Here is an 18,668-nt window from a genome sequence, read left to right on the forward strand (position 1 = left end):
GCCGGGGAAATATACGGGAAATGAGTAAATAACGTCACTGAGGTCCATTAGAGAATGGACATGGGGTACTCTGAGGTAGGTCTTCTGTGCATTATCCCTTTGGATCAGAGGGGCAGGAGCTTGGGAGACAAGAAGACCCTCAACGAGCGAGACAGCAAGGAAATTAGACAGGAATGCCAGAAAGCAAGCTTAAAGCATGAAGGAAAGTTGGAAGGCAAGCATAAGCACGAAGGCAAGTTAGAAGGCAAGTTAGAAGGCAAGCTTAAAGGTTAGCTTTAAGGCAAGCTTGAAGCCAAGCTTGAAGGCAAGAAATGCCCCAAGCGAGAGCACATGCATTTATCAAATTTAATTATCATTTCCATCCAGATACCAAGCGGCTGCGCCGCACAAGTCCAAACTTAGGAGGAACACGAGGAACATGATTAAAGCGAGCGTTTATGTCACGATCAAGCAAAGCGTACTTGACCCGCAGGGGGTTGCCGTTCAAGGGGCACTCCATTCGATGGGGTTCAGAGAGGTGGACAGCGTCCGCATCGGTAAATATATGGAGCTGACGCTCGATACGAACGATCGCTTCGAAGCGGAAGCTCGAGTGAAAGCGATGTGCGAGAAGCTGTTGGCCAATACGGTGGTAGAAGACTACCGCTTTGAATTGGAGGCTTAAACTATGAAATTCGCGGTACTCGTATTCCCCGGTTCCAACTGCGATATCGACTGTTACAAAGCGGTGGAAGAGACGTTAGGCGAACCGGTTGACTATGTGTGGCATACAGCCACCGATTTGTCTGCTTACGATTGCATCTTAGTTCCCGGCGGGTTCTCCTACGGCGACTATCTGCGGTGCGGGGCGATTTCCCGTTTTGCGCCGGTTATGGCGGAAGTGGCCAAAGCCGCGGAGCAAGGGAAATACGTGCTGGGGATCTGCAACGGATTCCAAATCCTTACGGAAGCTGGACTGCTGCCAGGCACGTTGCGCCGCAACATGTCGCTGAAGTTCCGTTGCCACGACACCGAGCTGCGCGTGGAGAACAACGAAAATCCGTTTACATCGCATTATGCGAAGGGCGAAGTCATTACGATTCCGATCGCGCATGGCGAAGGCAACTATTATTGCGATGAAGCAACGTTGGAGCAGTTGAAGCGGAATAACCAAATTATTTTCCGGTATGTTCAAAATCCGAACGGCTCGGTGGACGACATCGCCGGCATTTCCAACGAACGCGGAAACGTCGTCGGCATGATGCCGCACCCGGAGCGGGCGGCCAGCGATTTGCTGGGTTCGACGGACGGCAAGAAGATGTTTACATCCATTTTGAAAGCTTGGAGGGATCGGCATGAGTCAGCAAGTGTCCGCTAAGGAACCAAATGCAGAACAAATTGCAGAGCAGAAAATTTACAAACAAATGGGCGTTTCCGACAGCGAATACGAACTGATTTGCGGATTCCTTGGACGGAAGCCGAATTATACAGAAATCGGCGTATTTAGCGTCATGTGGTCCGAGCACTGCGCCTACAAAAATTCAAAGCCGCTGTTGCGTCGTTTCCCGACCAGCGGACCGCGCGTGCTGATGGGCCCGGGCGAAGGCGCCGGGATCGTGGATATTGGCGACAACCAAGCGGTTGTCTTTAAAATCGAAAGTCATAATCACCCTTCGGCCGTGGAGCCGTATCAAGGCGCGGCAACCGGCGTGGGCGGGATTATTCGCGATATTTTTTCCATGGGGGCAAGACCTGTTGCGTTGCTGAACTCCTTGCGATTTGGCAAGCTGGAAAGCGAGCGCGTGAAATATTTGTTCGAGCATGTTGTATCCGGGATCGCGGGCTACGGCAACTGCATCGGGATTCCGACGGTTGGCGGAGAAGTGGTGTTCGACGAGAGCTACGAAGGCAATCCGCTCGTGAACGCGATGTGCGTCGGGCTGATCGACCATGACAAAATCCAACGCGGCGTTGCGAAAGGCGTCGGCAACCCGGTGTTTTATGTCGGGCCGCCAACGGGCCGGGACGGTATCCATGGCGCGACGTTTGCTTCGGAGGAACTGACAGAGGAATCCGAAGCGAAGCGGACAGCGGTGCAAGTAGGTGACCCGTTCATGGAGAAGCTGGTTATGGAAGCTTGTCTGGAGTTGATCGACAGCGGCATCGTGCTGGGGATCCAGGACATGGGCGCGGCAGGCTTGACCTGCTCCAGCGCGGAAATGGCCAGCAAAGCCGGCAACGGTCTGGAGCTGTACCTGGATGAGGTGCCGCAGCGCGAGGAAGGCATGACGGCATATGAAATGATGCTGTCCGAATCGCAGGAGCGGATGCTGTTCGTCGTGGAGCCGAAGGATGAGGCGAAGGCGCGGGAGATTTTTGAGCGTTGGGGCGTCATCTGTGCGAAGGTCGGTAAAGTGACGGACGACGGTCGTCTGAAGCTGTTCCATCATGGCGAGCTGGTCGGCGACATGCCGGTGAAGGCGCTGGTGGACGAATGTCCAATCTATGAGAAGCCTTCGGCAGTTCCTGCTTATTATGTGGAAAATGAATCGGTCGACACCACGCGTTACGAGGAAGTTCAAGATCTGGGCGCAGCGCTGGAGAAAGTGCTGTCCTCGCCTTCGGTAGCTAGCAAAGCGTGGGTGTACAACCAATACGATTATATGGTTCGCACGAGCACGGCGGTTCGTCCGGGTTCGGACGCAGCCGTAGTTACCGTTCATGGCACGCGCAAGGCGCTGGCGATGACCACCGACTGCAACGGGCGGTTCGTGTATCTGGATCCGGAAGTTGGCGGACGGATCGCGGTCAGTGAAGCGGCGCGCAACATCGTTTGCTCCGGTGCAGAGCCGCTGGCAATCACCGACAACCTGAACTTTGGCAGCCCGGAGAAACCGGATATTTTCTGGCAGATGGAACGGGCGGTGGACGGAATGGCGGAAGCTTGCCGTGTGCTGGACACCCCAGTCATCGGCGGGAACGTCAGCTTGTACAACGAGAACGCCAAAGGCGCAATTTACCCAACGCCGGTAGTAGGGATGGTTGGTCTGGTGCACGATACGGATCACATCACGACGCAAGGCTTTAAATCGGCTGGGGATATCGTGTTCCTGTTGGGCGAGACGAAGGCCGAGCTCGGTGGCAGTGAGTTCCAGGCGGTTGTTCATGGTGTTGTCGAAGGCCGTCCGCCGCAGCTTGATTTAGAAGTAGAGAAAAAATTGCTCGGCACCGTACTGGAAGCCATCCAAGGCGGGCTGGTGCGTTCGGCGCACGACTTGTCCGAAGGCGGTCTGGCTGTGGCGCTGGCTGAATCGTGCATCAGCGGCGGGGTTGGTGCCAAGGTGGATATTACAAGCGAGCTGCGCCCCGACTTCATGTTGTTTAGCGAATCCCAATCTCGCATCCTGTTGTCGGCTTCGCCGGAGAAGGCGGAGGCGCTGGAGAAGCTGCTCGCGGAACGCGGCGTGCCAGCAGCACGAATTGGGGTTGTGGAAGGTTCTGAACTGAACGTTGCTGTGAATGGAACGGAGGTTCTGAGCAAGCCGGTGGACCAGCTGAGACGCGTCTGGGAGGATGTCATTCCATGTCTGATGCAATAAGACCCGTGCAGAGACTTTGGACCGGAGACTACTATAACGAAGGGGCGGGGCATGCGGATCCGTTTGATACGTTACGCGAGGAATGCGGCGTGTTTGGCGTATTTGGTCATGCCGAAGCCGCCTCTCTATCCTACTACGGGTTGCACGCCTTGCAGCACCGGGGGGAAGAAAGCGCGGGGATCTGCGCTACGAATGGGGAGGACTTCCATTACCACCGCGGCATGGGGCTGGTGAAGGAAGTGTTCGACCGCGACAAGCTGGCTTCGTTGCGCGGGGACCGTTCAATCGGGCATGTCCGCTATTCGACAAGCGGAGACAGCAAGCTGACGAACGCCCAGCCCTTGATCTTCAAATACCGTGACGGTGATCTGGCGGTGGCTACGAACGGCAACATCGTCAATGCACCGAAAATCCGCCGCCAGCTTGAGCAAAGCGGCTCGATCTTTCAAACGACCAGCGATACGGAAGTGATCGCGCATCTGATCGCCCGCTCGTCGAAGGATTTCGTTGAGGCGGCAAAGGACGCGCTTCGTCAATTGGTTGGGGGCTTCGCGTTCCTGCTGCTGACGAACGACAAGCTGATTGCCGCCAGCGATCCGAACGGCTTGCGCCCGCTGGTGATGGGCCGGCTTGGCAATGCGTACCTGTTCTCGTCTGAGACATGCGCGTTCGAGGTCGTTGGTGCGGAGACGATTCGCGAAATCCAGCCGGGCGAAATGCTGGTGCTGGATAAGGACGGACTCCGCGAGGAGCGTTATGCCGAGCCGCAGCGGAAGGCGCTGTGTGCGATGGAGTACATTTACTTCGCGCGTCCGGACAGTGACATGAATGGCTCGAACCTGCATGCCAGCCGCAAGCGGATGGGGCAGGTGATGGCCCAGGAGTCTTTTGTGGACGCCGATGTGGTTACTGGGGTTCCGGACTCCAGTATTTCCGCCGCGATTGGCTATGCGGAGCAGACCGGCATTCCTTACGAGCTGGGGCTGATCAAAAATAAATACACCGGCCGCACGTTCATTCAACCGAGCCAAGAGCTGCGCGAGCAAGGGGTCAAAATGAAGCTGAGCGCGGTGCGACGTGTCGTGGAAGGCAAACGCGTCGTAATGATCGACGATTCGATCGTTCGCGGCACGACCTCGCGGCGGATTGTAAACTTGCTGCGCGAAGCCGGCGCGACGGAGGTGCATGTCCGCATCACCTCGCCGCCGTTCAAAAATCCTTGCTTCTATGGCATCGATACGCCCGACCGCGGGGAGCTGATCGCCTCCTACAAAACGGTAGAAGAAATCTGCAAGGAGATCAATGCCGACTCGCTCGAGTTTCTCAGCCCGCAGGGGTTGATCCAGGCGGTAGGCGGAGATAACGCGACGGACTACAAAGGCGGCCTCTGCATGGCCTGCTTCGACAACGATTATCCAACCCGGACGGATTTTGACGGGGAAGAGAAGTTTGGCTGCACTTGCTAAATTCGTTAGCGTAGATTCGACTTATTTCACATGATGAATTGATTTCGTGATAAATGGGTTTTCCGTGTTCATTAAGTTAAAGGAGTGGGTCCCTCTCGTGTCTGAAGCATATAAGAAAGCCGGCGTTGATATCGCAGCCGGGAATGAAGCGGTAGAGCGCATGAAAAAACACGTCAAACGGACGTTCCGGCCGGAAGTGATGACCGATCTGGGCGGATTTGGCGCTTTGTTCGGTTTGAACAAAGACAAATACGCAGAACCGGTGCTCGTGTCGGGAACAGACGGTGTGGGCACGAAGCTGAAAATTGCCTTTGCGATGGATAAGCACGATACGATCGGCATCGACGCAGTGGCAATGTGCGTGAATGATATCGTCGTACAGGGGGCAGAGCCGCTCTTCTTCCTCGATTATTTGGCTTGCGACAAGGTCGTGCCTGAAAAAATCGAGGCCATTGTCGCCGGTATCGCTGAAGGGTGCAGCCAATCGGGATGCGCCTTGATCGGCGGCGAGACTGCGGAAATGCCGGGCATGTACAGCGAAGGCGAATACGACATCGCCGGGTTTACGGTAGGTGTCGTTGATAAGAGCAAGATCGTCAACGGCAGCCGCATCGCCCCTGGCGACACGGTGATTGGCCTGGCCTCCAGCGGTGTGCACAGCAACGGGTTCTCGCTGGTACGCAAGCTCTTGCTGGAAGAAGCGGGCTACGCTTTAATCGACAAGCTGCCGGAATTAGGCGGAGCATCGTTGGGTGACGTGCTGCTTACGCCAACCAAGCTGTATGTGAAGCCGGTATTATCCCTGTTGGAGAAAGTCGATGTCAAGGGAATGGCTCATATTACGGGCGGCGGCTTCATCGAGAACATCCCGCGTGTTCTGCCGGAAGGCGTAAACGTGGAGATCAACTACGGTTCTTGGCCGATTTTGCCGATCTTCGACTTGCTGCAGAAGAAAGGGAACGTGAGCAACCGCGATATGTTCACGACGTTTAACATGGGCATCGGGCTTGTAATTGTAGTGGCGGAGGAACAGGCTGAGGCTGCGGTCGCTGCATTGAAGCAAGCCGGGGAAACGCCTTATGTCATCGGTAAAGTGACGGAAGGACAACGGGTTGTGACTTTTGCAGGAGCGGATGTCTAATGGGAGCGAAATACCGGATTGCTGTATTTGCCTCGGGAAACGGCAGTAATTTTCAAAATTTGCTTGACGCAACGCGGTCGGGCGAGCTGGATGCTGAGATTGTGCTGCTCGTTTGTGATAAGCCGAAGGCTTTTGTCGTCGAACGGGCCCGTCAAGCCGGCGTGGAATGCTATCTTTTTGACCCGAAGGCTTACGCGCGCCGAGAGGATTATGAGGCGGAAATTGCCGCCGAGCTGGACAAGCGGCAAATCGATTTAGTCGTGTTGGCCGGTTACATGCGGTTACTCACGTCGGTGTTGGTTGAGCCGTACGCCGGGCGCATGATTAATATTCACCCATCGTTACTGCCGGCTTTTCCGGGCAAAAATGCGATTGGGCAGGCTTGGGACTACGGTGTGAAAATGACGGGAGTTACGGTTCATTTGGTTGATGGCGGGATGGACACCGGCGCAGTGGTTGCCCAAGCGGCGGTAGAGATTACGGCGGACGATACGCTGGAAACACTCGAAGCCAAGATCCATGCGGCAGAAGGGCGCTTATATCCGCAGGTCGTGTCGTGGTTCGCGAGCAACCGCGTGCGCGTGGAAGGCCGAAAAGTGACGATTCTGTCGGAATAGGAAGCATCGAAAGAACGCTTGGTTACAGGTTTTTTTTGGATGATTGGATAGGTTTAGAACAGATGCTGGGTTTCGATATTTCCCGAGAAATATCGGGGGCATGATTCGCCAAAATAAAGGAGGAGCCGATTGTGAGTATGAAAAGAGCGCTCGTGAGCGTGTCGGATAAAACGGGTATCGTGGATTTTTGCCGCGAGCTGTCGCAGCTGGGTGTGGAAATCATTTCGACAGGGGGCACAAAAAACTTGCTGGCGAAGGAAGGCGTTCCGGTCATCGGAATATCTGACGTCACCGGATTCCCTGAAATCCTTGATGGACGCGTTAAAACGCTGCATCCTGCCGTACACAGCGGCCTGCTGGCGGTGCGCGACAGCGAGGAACACCAAGCACAGATGAAGGAACTGGGATTGGACTATATCGATCTGGTGGTCGTTAACCTGTACCCGTTCCAAGAAACGATTGCGAAGCCGGATGTTACCTATGAGGACGCCATCGAAAATATCGACATCGGCGGACCTACGATGCTTCGTTCGGCTGCGAAAAACCATGCGTTTGTCACCGTTGTTGTCGATGCGGCTGACTATGGAACCGTGCTCGAGGAAGTACGTACGGGCGGCGATACGACATTGGAAACGCGTAAACGGCTTGCGGCCAAAGTTTTCCGCCATACGGCGGCATACGATGCCTTGATCTCCGATTATTTGTCGAAGGTGACGGGCGATCCGTTGCCAGAGCGTTTTACGGTCACCTACGAGAAAATCCAAGATTTGCGTTATGGCGAAAATCCGCATCAAAAAGCGGCGTTTTACCGCAAGCCGTTGGCAGCAGCGGACACGCTGACGAATGCAGAACAACTCCACGGCAAGGAACTCTCCTACAATAACATTAACGATGCGAACGCGGCGCTGCAAATCGTGAAGGAATTTGATGAGCCGGCGGTTGTCGCGGTCAAGCATATGAATCCTTGCGGCGTTGGCGTCGGGGCCAGCGTGCTGGAAGCTTACAAAAAAGCGTACGAGGCCGACCCTGTGTCGATCTTCGGCGGGATCGTTGCTGCCAACCGCATCATTGATGCGGACACGGCGATGCTGATGAAGGAGATTTTCTTGGAGATTATTTTAGCACCAGGTTTCACGGAAGAAGCGCTGGAGATTCTCACGAAGAAGAAAAACCTCCGTTTGCTGAAGCTTGGCGGTCTGGAGCTGGGCGCAAGCCGCAGCAGCCAGTTTGTCGTCACCTCGATTGACGGCGGGATGGTCGTGCAAGAAAGCGATGTGCATACGCTGAAAGAGTCCGACTTGACGGTGGTTACCGACCGCAAGCCAACCGAAGAAGAGCTGAAACAGCTGCTGTTTGGCTGGAAAGTCGTTAAACATGTGAAGTCGAACGCGATTGTTCTGGCGAAGGACGATATGACCGTTGGCGTCGGCGCGGGGCAGATGAACCGCGTTGGTGCCGCGAAGATCGCGATCGAGCAAGCAGGCGAGAAAGCGAAAGGCAGCGTCTTGGCGTCCGACGCGTTCTTCCCGATGGGCGATACGGTCGAAGCGGCGGCCCAAGCCGGGATTACGGCGATTATCCAACCGGGCGGCTCCGTGAAGGACGAGGAGTCCATCAAAGCGGCCAACGAGCATGGCATCGCGATGGTCTTCACCGGCGTGCGCCATTTCAAGCACTAAGATTGAGCTTAACGGCAGGACCGCTGCGGCAGCCTGCCGTCTTTTCGCAGATGCGCTAACCTGCATGGGACAATTAACTGTAAAACCTATCGTTATTTCAGCTGAAACACTGGATTTTGACGAATTAGCTGTAAAACCTGCCGTTAATTTGAGCAAAAATGATTGGATTGATGCTTTGGGCTTAAATTAGCGGTACATTTTCCAGTTATTTTCGTTTGAAATCGGGTTGAGTGGAAAATTAACAGTAGAATTTCCAGTTCGTTTCGAAAAAGACTAGTTTGTAGACCAAACGGTAATCGGCATATTTCATTTCATTAACGAATTTGTGCGGAAACAGGCGAGACTGGACAACTTCTAAATTTTGAGCTCAGAAGTGAGGAGGAGACTATGGACATTTTGGTGATTGGCGCCGGAGGGCGCGAGCACGCGATTTGCTGGAGCCTGGCGAAAAGCCCGAAGGCCGATAAAATTTATTGCGCTCCGGGGAATGCGGGAATCGGACAAATCGCCGAGCTGGTGCCGATTCAGGTGAACGAATTCGAGAAGCTGGCGGCTTTTGCGGAGGAGAAGCGCGTAGGTTTGGTTGTCGTAGGTCCGGACGATCCGCTGGCTGAGGGCATCGTAGATGTGTTCGAAGCGAAGAACATCCCGGTATTTGGACCGCGTAAGAATGCTGCGCATATCGAGGGCAGCAAGACCTTCATGAAGGATCTGTTGAAAAAATACAACATTCCAACGGCAGCCTATGAGAAATTTGATAACTACGAGCAGGCGCTTCAGTATCTCCAAAGCCGTCCGGTTCCAATCGTAATTAAGGCGGATGGGCTTGCGGCAGGCAAAGGCGTTACGGTCGCCTTCACTCGCGAAGAGGCGGAAACGGCGCTCAAGAACATTATGATTGACAAAGTGTTCGGCGAATCCGGAAGTCAGGTTGTGATTGAGGAGTTTCTGGAAGGCCAAGAAATGTCGATCCTGTCGTTCGTCGACGGGGAAACAGTCCGTCCCATGGTTGCGGCGCAAGACCACAAGCAGGTGTATGACGGCGACAAAGGCCCGAACACCGGCGGTATGGGAACCTACTCCCCGTTGCCGCATATCGCAGATTCGATTATCGAAGAGGCCATTGAAACGATTATCAAACCAACGGCAAAAGCGATGGTTGCCGAAGGCCGGCCATTCCGCGGCGTGTTGTTTGCCGGCTTGATGATCACGCCGGACGGCAAACCGAAGACGATCGAATTTAACGCCCGCTTTGGCGATCCAGAAACCCAGGTGGTTCTGCCGCGCTTGAAAAGTGATCTGCTGGAGATTTTCTTGGCAGCGGTGAATGGGACGCTGGACCAAGTCGATATCGAGTGGAGCGAGGAAGCGGCGGTTTGCGTTGTATTGGCTTCCGGCGGATATCCAGCCTCCTATCCAAAGGGACTGCCAATTCAAGGGCTGGAAGAAGCCCAATCTGCAGGGGCTTTGGTGTTCCATGCCGGCACGGGCAAGAACGAAGCAGGCGAGTGGGTCACGAACGGCGGCCGTGTACTTGGCGTGGTTGGCCGTGGAAGCTCGATTGCCGAAGCCCGGGACAACGCCTACGAGGCGGCGAACCTCATTATGTTTGAGGGCAAGCATCAACGGGCGGATATTGCCGCTAAGGCGCTTGTATAGGGAGATCATCCGGCTAGGATAATCCGTTGCCGATTCGAGCATGTTAAGGGATATTGGGGATTCTCTTTACGAAAGTCCCTGGAATACTCGAATGGGAGGCGGCATCATCATGAGCGACAAAATGAAGGAAATGCTTCCGGTCTCGCGCGAAGAAGTGGAAGTCGACGGCGTATACCGGGATGAGCTGGGACGGGAAGTCTATTTGCAAAAAGGCGAGGAGTTCCCTTCCGACCCCGTGTACGGCACGATGGAATGGGAGCTGACCGAGCTGGCCCAAGAGACGAACTCGAAAGGTCATACCGATGACCGTCTAATACCAAAGAAACGATAAGCTATAGGTTTGAACGTGAAACGCCCTTCCGAGCTCGGGAATATTTGCCCGTCCGGAGGGGCGTTTCCCTGACTGGACAAAATAACTTGAACCGGAGGCGGTTTCAGGTGTAACTTTATAAGAATGAGAGAACTCAGTTAAAGCGAGGAGAAATAGATGAACCAGGCGGAACGACAAACGGTAGGCATGGAAGACATCGTCAAAGCGCATCACGTGCTGAAGGAAGTAGTTATTCGAACTCCGTTGCAGCTCGACGCAACGTTATCGGCTAGATATGAATGCAATGTCTATTTAAAAAGAGAGGATCTGCAGGTCGTACGCTCCTTCAAGATACGCGGGGCATACAACATGATCCGCAGCCTGCAGCCGGAGGATTTGAAGCGAGGCATTGTGTGCGCGAGCGCCGGCAACCATGCGCAGGGGGTAGCCTTCTCCTGCAATGCGCTAGGCATTCAGGGGAAAATCTATATGCCCAGCACGACGCCCAACCAGAAAATCAAACAGGTTAAAAGATTTGGCGGCGAGCACGTGGAGGTTGTTCTGATCGGCGACACTTACGATGATGCTTATGCGGAGGCGATGAAAGCTTGCCAGGAAGGCGGGATGACATTCATTCACCCGTTTGACGATCCGAAGATTGTGGCCGGAAACGGGACGATTGGCATGGAAATCATGGAAAGCTTGACCGTACCTGCAGATTACGTTTTCGTCACCATTGGCGGCGGCGGGTTGGTGTCGGGCATTAGTACTTATTTGAAAACAGTAAGCCCGGATACGAAGATCATCGGCGTTGAGCCATCCGGTGCGGCGTCTATGACGGAAGCGTTAAGACAGAAGCAGGTTGTCACGCTGGAATCGATCGATAAATTTGTGGACGGTGCGGCGGTGAAACGGGTTGGCGACTTGAACTATGAAATTTGCGCGAACCTTCTGGACGACATCGTTCAAGTTCCGGAGGGCAAGGCATGTACGACGATTTTGGAGCTGTACAATGATAGTGCCATCGTCGTCGAACCAGCGGGGGCGCTGCCTGTCTCGGCGTTGGACATGTACCGCGACCAGATTCGCGGGAAGACCGTCGTCTGCGTGATCAGCGGCGGCAACAACGACATCGACCGGATGCAGGAAATGAAGGAACGGTCGTTGATCTATGAAGGGCTGAAGCACTACTTCTTGATAAACTTCCCTCAGCGGGCCGGAGCGCTTCGCGAATTCCTGGAAGAGGTGCTTGGGCCAAACGATGACATCACGCGGTTCGAGTATACGAAGAAGCACAATAAGGAGAACGGTCCGGCTTTGGTTGGCATTGAGCTGAGTGATAAAGCTGATTACGAACCGTTGATCGGACGTATGACTGCGAAAGGCATCGTATATACCGAGCTGAATCGGGATTTGAATTTGTTTAATTTGCTGATTTAAGCTTAAATAGCGAAAAAAAGATAGGTGAGCAGCCCTCTTCGACATTGGTCGGGGAGGGCTTTTTGGCATGTATAGAAGTTTGGAGCGGGAAGGAAAGAAGTATTGATCGGGGACGAAACAGGTTGTTCCTGGGTTCGGGAAGGAATCAGGTTGGGCCAGAGGTCGGGAATGGGTCAGGTTGGAGACTGGCAAGGAGGCAGGGTTCGGAGCGGGTGCGCTTCCGGTCAGTTTCCGGGTCGTTTCCGGTTCGTGTCTGGCCTGTTTGCGGCCCAGATCCGGGCTGGTGTCCGAGTTGGTTGCCTGTGCCGGATCGAGCTGGGTTCGAGTCGGGACCTGCGTCGTAACGGAATGTACGGATCTTATTCGTAGATTACAAGGCTCTTCTGAATTCTAACGGAACTCAGAGGCGTTATTTGGACGGATCATCGTTAATTAGGGCTCTTTTTCACTTCATAAGGTCTCTACGTTCCGTTAGCTCGGGAAATGGCGCGGGAAATTGCAAATAACGTCGCTACGTTCCGTTAGACTTGCACGTTGAAAAAATTGATTCGATCCTTGTTGACAATACTAATATCCTAGTGTACTATTTAACTATCACACCGATACAATGTAATCGAAACCATGGAATCGAACACGTCGAACACGTTACTCATCATCAGATTCAAACACAAGCAAGGGAAATTTCAGTATCGCATTTACGAGCATCGATCAAATAAAGGAGTGAATGAGTGTGCAACAACAATCTATTGAAAATGCTGCCCAGGGCTTGGGAGCAGCTGCGACGAAATCGTTAGGACAACAGCAGGGGAAAGGGCAAATGCAAGTGCAAGGGCATGAGCCCGTCGTCTTGTCGGTACAAAAAGTGACGAAAGCGATTGGTAACAAACGGCTGGTCGATAAGCTGTCTTTCGAAATTCGGCGGGGAGAGATCGTAGGTCTGCTCGGACCTAACGGTGCCGGGAAGACGACCACGATTCGGATGATCGTGGGTCTAATCGGAATGACTGAAGGCGATGTGAAGATCAAAGGTTATAGCATCCGAAATCATTTCATGCAAGCGATCGCCCATGTCGGCGCGATTATTGAGAATCCGGAGTTTTACCCGTACATGACGGGATATGACAATCTGAAGCAGTACGCACGAATGAGTGAAGGGATTACGGAGGAGCGGATTCAAGAAGTCACCCGATTGGTAGGCTTGGAGAAGGCGATGAAAAAACGTGTCAAAGCGTACTCGCTAGGTATGCGTCAGCGCTTGGGCATCGCACAAGCTTTGTTACATCGGCCATCGATTCTGATTCTCGATGAGCCAACCAACGGGCTAGATCCGGCGGGGATTCGGGAAATGCGTGACTATCTGAAGCGTATTGCGGCTGAAGAAGGGATTGCCGTTCTGGTCTCCAGCCACTTGTTGGCCGAAATGGAGCTGATGTGCAGCCGCGTGGTCGTCATTCAGGAAGGGAAGTTCGTGACCGAACGCGCCTTGGGTGAGCCGGTTGAGAAAACCGAGGAACGGGTGAATGTGACGTTCCGGGTCGGCGATGTCGAAGCGGCCAAAACTCGGCTCATCCGGATGGAAGAAATCCGCCTGCTGGGAATGTCCCCAGAACGGAACGAAGTGACGGTCGCCGTGCGCGACAGCTATATCCCACGCGTCGTGAGCGCGCTGGGCAGCGAAGGCATCGCCATCTACCGGATTGAAGAAGTGAAGCAATCCCTGGAAGACGAATTCTTGAAATGGACGGGAGGAAATCAAATTGCGTAAATTTACTCCACTTGTTGTGAACGAATGGTTGAAGATGTCTAAGAAAAAAAGCTTTATCGTTCCCTATACCTTGATCGCCGCGGCGATTGCCGGGATGCTATACATGATGTACGCTTTCTCGCAGGAGAAGTTAGGGTTCCTTGATTTCGCATCCATGGCCATTGCCCGAAACGGCTTGGGTCAAATGACGACGTTGCTGGTCATTATTTGCACCGCGGGGATTGTGGCGAAGGAACACAGTCTTGGTACGATCAAGCTGTTGCTGATCCGCTCGCAGAGCCGCAGCCGGATCTTGGCCTCGAAATACGTGGCTGTGCTGCTGTTTACGCTGTCGCTCTTCGTCTTTTCCCTGGCGGTTGCCCTGTTGGGCGGAGGGTTGGTCTACGGGTTCGGATCTGCCAGCGTACAGGGAATCAGCTGGAGCGAAGTGCTAACCAACACCTTGTATTCGTTCATCTATACCGTGGTTTACGTTACGATCACTTTCCTAGCAAGCATTCTTACTCGTTCCACCGGAGCGACGATCGGAATCGGCATGTTCCTTGTTGTGCTGGAGGAGCTGGTGGTGGCCTTGCTTTCGAGATACGCCTTCGCCAAGTACCTCATCTTCGCCAACGCTGATTTGTCGGTATATCTCAACGGTAATCCGCCGATGCCGGGCATGACATTAACCTTCTCCTCCGTGGTGATCGCCGCCTATTTGGTCTTGTTTCTTGCAGTAAGCTTTGTTACGTTTAAAAAACGGGATGTCGCTTGACCGGTAGAATCATGAACGGCGGCACGGCGGAAAGGAGCCAAGGGAACGTGAGCATCGAATTTGATAATAATCTGCCGATCTATCTGCAAATTATGAATTATTTAAAGAGAGAGATCGTCACCGGCCGACTGAAGGCCGGTGACAAAATTCCGTCGGTCCGCGAGCTTGCGGCCGAGCTGCAAATTAATCCGAATACCGTGCAGCGGACTTTTCAGGAATTGGAGCGTGAAGCCATCGTGGAAACGAAACGCGGACTCGGAAGATACGTGACAAGCGAGGAATCGAAAATTATGACCATCAAAAAAGAAATGGCCGGCGAGCTGCTGGATCGCTTTATCGGAGGCATGCAGGAGCTGGGCTTCAGTAACGAGGATATTGCGGCGCTGGTCGCCGACGCTATGAAGGCTAATGAGCGACGTTAAAGGAGGGCAACCATCAATGAAACCGCTACTGGAAGTACAAGGTGTATCCAAATCGTACGGCAGCAAGAAAGCATTGCATGGGGTGTCTCTCAGCGTCGATAAAGGAAAAATCGTTGGCCTGCTTGGTACGAATGGCAGCGGCAAAAGCACGCTGATGAAAATCGCCGCCGGCCTGATTCATCCTTCGGCAGGCAAGGTGTCGGTGGACGGAACACCGGTGGGACTGGCGACAAGATCGTTAGTTTCCTTCATGCCCGATCGACCATTAACAGAATCGTGGATGAAGGTACGGGATGCGATTGGATTTTACCGCGATTTCTACCCGGATTTCGACGAGGAGAAGGCACGCACGATGCTCGACTTCATGAATCTGAATGAGAAGGATAAAATCAGCTCCCTGTCGAAGGGCATGAACGAACGGCTTCAGCTGACGTTAACGTTATCGAGAAATGCCAAGCTGTATCTGCTCGATGAGCCGATCGGCGGGGTGGACCCGGTGGCCCGGACCAAAATTTTGGACGCGATTGTGGAATTTTACAATGAAGATAGCAGCCTCATCATCTCTACCCATCTGGTTTCGGATATTGAGCGGATTTTCGATGAGGTCATCTTTATCCGCAGCGGCGAGGTTGTCATGCAGGAGGAAGTAGAGAATTTGCGGATTCGCTATGGCAAGAGCGTCGACGACATGTTCAGAGAGGTGTTCGCATAAATGATGAAGCTGCTGAAGTACGATATCAAACAAAATGCCAATACCGTGCTGGGACTATTCGCCGTCTTGGTGATCTTGCAAGTCCTTCTGTCGATCACCGGCAACCTTCGCCAGTGGGATGCAGAAACCATCTTTGGCTTATCCCTTATTCTGTATTTTACGGCTGTCATTTTCATGCTCGTGCAGTCCTGTAAAACATTCGCCTACAATATTAAAGCCTATCATCGCCGTCTGCTCCCCTTGCATCCGGTATGGACGATTCTCTCCTCGCTGGTGTTCAGTTGGCTTGTGGCGCTGATCATCGGGGCCATTGTCTTGATTCATGCGGCGATCTATTATCGGGTGGCTCAAGTACAGATCGATTTCGTTCAGATCGGGACCACGGGGTTCGGGAACACGGTGCTCATTATTTTGAGTATCGTTTGGATATATACTATGCTGGTGTTAACGATCTTTACGGCGATCACGATTGGTGCCAGCGTCAGTATCCGGGGCAAAGCCGGGACATGGGTCGGCATCATTTCCTTCTTCGTCATTCAGAACGGAATGTCTTGGGTGGAAGGTTTGCTCTTTAAAGGCACCAATAGTTCCTTTGCCAATTTCGGGATCATTCAGATTGGGATGGTCGAGGAGAACGGCGCAGTGACGAGGGAATCGGTAAATCTGCTCCCGCTCGGGCCTTTCCTGCTTGAAGTGGTTGTAGCAGTATTGATGTTTTACGCGATCACGTATTTACTCAAGAAACGGATTGAGATTTGATCTCCCTAGGATAAAGCAAAAGCCGCATCTTCCTCATTGTTGGGGGATGCGGCTTCTGCTATTTTTGTTTAATTTTTCGAGCGGCGACCAAAAAAGAAAATTTGCCCAGCCAGTCCCACGGCAAACAAGATCAGGCTGTCCCAAGGTGAAACGGTAAACGACGGCATGATTCGATTTAATACGGTGCCCACAACGATCAACACGGCCGCAACGGCAATGTAAGTGCCGAACGCACGAAGGTTAAAGCCGCGCGGCCCCGCGTTGGGCGGCATGCCTGGTCTCGCTCCGGGCCCTGCTGGTTTTGCTTCTCCGGCAGGCTCTTGACCTTCGCTGGCTTTGGAGCTTTGCCCAAGGAAGCGAGTGACCAGCTCAACCAATACAATGGACAGAACGGCGATAATCAACAGCGAGGAGGTGCTGATCAGGGTATACTCGAGCTCCCCGCCAAACCATTTGCTGAAGAAACCGGTGATCATATAAATAAAGAAGACCCAGGTCAAAGCTACCCAGGGGATCATCGTATAATATTTGATTTTGTCCTTCAGCGTTCGGGGCTTCCGTGCCTTTACGTCCTCCGCCAGCTCTGCGCAATAAGCCTTTGGATCGGGGCCGAAGCGTTCTGCCGCCGAAATGCCTTTGGCTTGGCTCTTGATGATTTGCCGGGCAATGTCTAGCAGGAGCTCTTCCCCCTTGGCCTCACTAAGCGAGCTGGAGCCGGAACGGAAGTACAAGACCATTTCCCCGAAATACGCTTCGTTCTCCGGCGTCATTTGCTGTCGCAGCCGTTTGGTTTCGCCGATCATTTCGTGGATGTACATGGTAGTATCTCTCCTCCCAGTTTCTTCCGTAGTATACTGCATAGATTGTCTCATTCGCAAGGGACCAAGGCACGGCAGAAGTGGAAGGGAAACAGAACTAATGGATTATGAACATTCCTTGAACCAGGAATAAAAAGCGTCCTTCCCACCAAAAACTAGTTCCTAAGCAAAACGGCAGGCGTCGGCCTCAGCCTAAATTTGGATTTGATGCCTGACAGGCCGGTCTGCACATCATCATACTAAAGTTGCGGGAGGCAGAGCCATGGGAAAATATGAATCGGAGCTGACCCGGAGGTATTTGCTGAACAGCAACTCTCGGGGAAGCCTGGAAGAAGTCGTAACCAATGAGAGCGATGAAGAAATCGCCATGTTATGCGGGGATGACGAGGCATGTGACGAAGGGGATCTGGGGAATCACCGGTTTATGAAAGAATGGGAGGGCCGGGTTACGACCCATGCGTACTTCCGCCAATCCTACGAGTAAGTGAGTTTCTTGCGATTCTTCAGCGATCCGATTGACACCTCGGCTCGGGTAATGATAAGATAAGTTTAAATCATATTAAACTTATCGGATTTAAAGTATATATCATTTTCGAAGTACGGGGGAGGAGACGGGTTATGGAAAGACAGATCGTCATCAATCATGGAGAAGAACAGCTTGCGGCCAGCATACATTACCCGGCCGAGAACAAACAAGGGGGGCGCTGCCATCGCGCTCCCTTGGTCGTCATCTGTCACGGATTTGTAGGCAGCCGTATCGGCGTCGACCGTCTATTCGTCAAGACTGCAAGGGAGCTTGCAGCCGACGGCTTCCTCGTGCTTCGCTTCGACTATCTCGGATGCGGCGAGAGCACCGGTTCTTACGGCGACCATGGCGTAGAGTCGATGATCGCCCAGACCCGTTCAGTGCTGGATTATGGCTTAAGCGCATTTGACGTTGATCCGACGCGGGTATCTTTGCTTGGACATAGCCTTGGCGGGTTGATCGCTCTCTTAACCGCAATTCGCGATCGGCGTGTGAAGAACCTTGTCCTATGGTCGGCGGTGGGCTATCCGTTCAGCGATATTGTGAAAATCACCGGACGCGATCTCTATGACCGGGCGGTCAAGCAAGGAAGCGCCGATTATTTGGGTTATGGACTAACGCCGAAATTTTTTGATTCGCTGGGCGAATATCAACCGTTCCAGGAAGCCGTTAAATTTGCCGGTGACGTCTTGGTCGTGCATGGAACCTCAGACGATATTATTCCGGCGGATTATGCTTTCTTATATCAGAAGGTATTCTGGCTGCGCCCCGAAGGGCGCTGCGATAAGGAGATTATTTTCCAAGGCAATCACACGTTTTCATCCGGCGATCATCAGCAACAGGTCATCCGGAAGACCAAGGAATGGCTTGGAGGTTTGGAAGCTCTGCAGTCGGAGTGGCAGCATTGGATGATCTGAGATCATTACAGGAGAACAACGTCAAACCCACGCGTACAAAAACTGGTAAAATCCTTCGGGGATGGATACAATGAAGGTGTAACCATTTTTTGGCGTAGGGAG

The 18,668-nt window shown here is 53.2% G+C and carries 19 protein-coding genes; 18 read left to right on the forward strand and 1 reads right to left on the reverse strand.

The genetic code is table 11. The features are described from left to right. The first annotated feature begins 120 nt into the window (after nt 1-120). The 16 genes from PBA01S_RS22840 to PBA01S_RS19135 all read left to right on the forward strand — a co-directional run bounded on the left by PBA01S_RS22840 (nt 121) and on the right by PBA01S_RS19135 (nt 16,305). Nucleotides 121-273, forward strand: a complete 153-nt coding sequence (locus tag PBA01S_RS22840; RefSeq protein WP_164744205.1) for a hypothetical protein — start codon at nt 121-123, stop codon at nt 271-273. Nucleotides 274-418: 145 nt separating this feature from the next. Then, on the forward strand, nt 419-664 hold the full coding sequence (gene purS, locus PBA01S_RS19065; protein WP_009224523.1) for a phosphoribosylformylglycinamidine synthase subunit PurS: 246 nt from the start codon (nt 419-421) through the stop codon (nt 662-664). Nucleotides 665-667: 3 nt separating this feature from the next. Further along, nucleotides 668-1,357 carry a phosphoribosylformylglycinamidine synthase subunit PurQ gene (purQ, locus tag PBA01S_RS19070; RefSeq protein ID WP_127576530.1) on the forward strand — a complete coding sequence of 230 codons (690 nt, stop codon included), beginning with the start codon at nt 668-670 and terminating at the stop codon, nt 1,355-1,357. Next, the gene (purL, locus tag PBA01S_RS19075; RefSeq protein ID WP_028539542.1) at nt 1,335-3,578 is read left to right on the forward strand and encodes a phosphoribosylformylglycinamidine synthase subunit PurL; all 2,244 of its coding nucleotides are present in this window, start codon (nt 1,335-1,337) and stop codon (nt 3,576-3,578) included. The genes purQ and purL overlap by 23 nt, the downstream gene beginning before the upstream one ends. After that, nucleotides 3,563-5,044, forward strand: coding sequence for an amidophosphoribosyltransferase (gene purF, locus PBA01S_RS19080; RefSeq protein ID WP_028539543.1), 1,482 nt, complete (start codon nt 3,563-3,565; stop codon nt 5,042-5,044). Before purL ends, purF begins: the two co-directional genes overlap by 16 nt. A 97-nt stretch (nt 5,045-5,141) precedes the next feature. Continuing rightward, nucleotides 5,142-6,185 (forward strand): phosphoribosylformylglycinamidine cyclo-ligase, encoded by a 1,044-nt coding sequence (gene purM, locus PBA01S_RS19085; protein WP_127576531.1) that lies wholly within the window; start codon nt 5,142-5,144, stop codon nt 6,183-6,185. Further along, nucleotides 6,185-6,802 carry a phosphoribosylglycinamide formyltransferase gene (gene purN, locus PBA01S_RS19090; protein ID WP_085170089.1) on the forward strand — a complete coding sequence of 206 codons (618 nt, stop codon included), beginning with the start codon at nt 6,185-6,187 and terminating at the stop codon, nt 6,800-6,802. Before purM ends, purN begins: the two co-directional genes overlap by 1 nt. 131 nt (nt 6,803-6,933) lie before the next feature. Next, nucleotides 6,934-8,481, forward strand: a complete 1,548-nt coding sequence (purH, locus tag PBA01S_RS19095; protein WP_127576532.1) for a bifunctional phosphoribosylaminoimidazolecarboxamide formyltransferase/IMP cyclohydrolase — start codon at nt 6,934-6,936, stop codon at nt 8,479-8,481. Nucleotides 8,482-8,868: 387 nt separating this feature from the next. Continuing rightward, nucleotides 8,869-10,140: a phosphoribosylamine--glycine ligase gene (gene purD, locus PBA01S_RS19100; RefSeq protein ID WP_127576533.1), complete on the forward strand. Its 1,272-nt coding sequence runs from the start codon at nt 8,869-8,871 to the stop codon at nt 10,138-10,140. Nucleotides 10,141-10,249: 109 nt separating this feature from the next. Continuing rightward, nucleotides 10,250-10,471, forward strand: coding sequence for a hypothetical protein (locus PBA01S_RS19105; RefSeq protein ID WP_016313444.1), 222 nt, complete (start codon nt 10,250-10,252; stop codon nt 10,469-10,471). A 156-nt stretch (nt 10,472-10,627) separates the two neighbouring features. Beyond that, a complete protein-coding gene (ilvA, locus tag PBA01S_RS19110; RefSeq protein WP_016313443.1) occupies nt 10,628-11,890 on the forward strand; it encodes a threonine ammonia-lyase IlvA in 1,263 nt (420 codons plus the stop codon). A gap of 724 nt (nt 11,891-12,614) precedes the next feature. Beyond that, a complete protein-coding gene (locus tag PBA01S_RS19115; RefSeq protein WP_127576534.1) occupies nt 12,615-13,655 on the forward strand; it encodes an ABC transporter ATP-binding protein in 1,041 nt (346 codons plus the stop codon). Then, nucleotides 13,648-14,412: a DUF2705 family protein gene (locus tag PBA01S_RS19120; protein ID WP_028539552.1), complete on the forward strand. Its 765-nt coding sequence runs from the start codon at nt 13,648-13,650 to the stop codon at nt 14,410-14,412. Before PBA01S_RS19115 ends, PBA01S_RS19120 begins: the two co-directional genes overlap by 8 nt. Nucleotides 14,413-14,459: 47 nt before the next feature. Further along, nucleotides 14,460-14,834 (forward strand): GntR family transcriptional regulator, encoded by a 375-nt coding sequence (locus PBA01S_RS19125; RefSeq protein ID WP_016313440.1) that lies wholly within the window; start codon nt 14,460-14,462, stop codon nt 14,832-14,834. A gap of 16 nt (nt 14,835-14,850) precedes the next feature. Continuing rightward, the gene (locus tag PBA01S_RS19130; RefSeq protein WP_016313439.1) at nt 14,851-15,546 is read left to right on the forward strand and encodes an ABC transporter ATP-binding protein; all 696 of its coding nucleotides are present in this window, start codon (nt 14,851-14,853) and stop codon (nt 15,544-15,546) included. Then, the gene (locus PBA01S_RS19135) at nt 15,547-16,305 is read left to right on the forward strand and encodes a hypothetical protein (RefSeq protein WP_127576535.1); all 759 of its coding nucleotides are present in this window, start codon (nt 15,547-15,549) and stop codon (nt 16,303-16,305) included. It abuts the gene before it with no gap. A gap of 68 nt (nt 16,306-16,373) precedes the next feature. Here the strand turns inward: PBA01S_RS19135 and PBA01S_RS19140 are convergent, their stop codons facing one another. After that, nucleotides 16,374-17,123, reverse strand: a complete 750-nt coding sequence (locus PBA01S_RS19140; RefSeq protein ID WP_016313437.1) for a DUF1129 domain-containing protein — start codon at nt 17,121-17,123, stop codon at nt 16,374-16,376. 262 nt (nt 17,124-17,385) lie between these two features. Between PBA01S_RS19140 and PBA01S_RS19145 the strand changes: the two genes are divergently transcribed. Together PBA01S_RS19145 and PBA01S_RS19150 are read left to right on the forward strand one after the other, a co-directional pair. Beyond that, entirely contained in the window at nt 17,386-17,607 is a 222-nt protein-coding gene (locus tag PBA01S_RS19145) for a hypothetical protein (protein ID WP_016313436.1), read from the forward strand. A gap of 134 nt (nt 17,608-17,741) precedes the next feature. Further along, the gene (locus PBA01S_RS19150; protein ID WP_016313435.1) at nt 17,742-18,566 is read left to right on the forward strand and encodes an alpha/beta hydrolase; all 825 of its coding nucleotides are present in this window, start codon (nt 17,742-17,744) and stop codon (nt 18,564-18,566) included. The last annotated feature ends 102 nt before the right edge of the window (nt 18,567-18,668 follow it).

The organism is Paenibacillus barengoltzii NBRC 101215, assembly GCF_004000745.1.
Lineage (GTDB): Bacteria > Bacillota > Bacilli > Paenibacillales > Paenibacillaceae > Fontibacillus > Fontibacillus barengoltzii.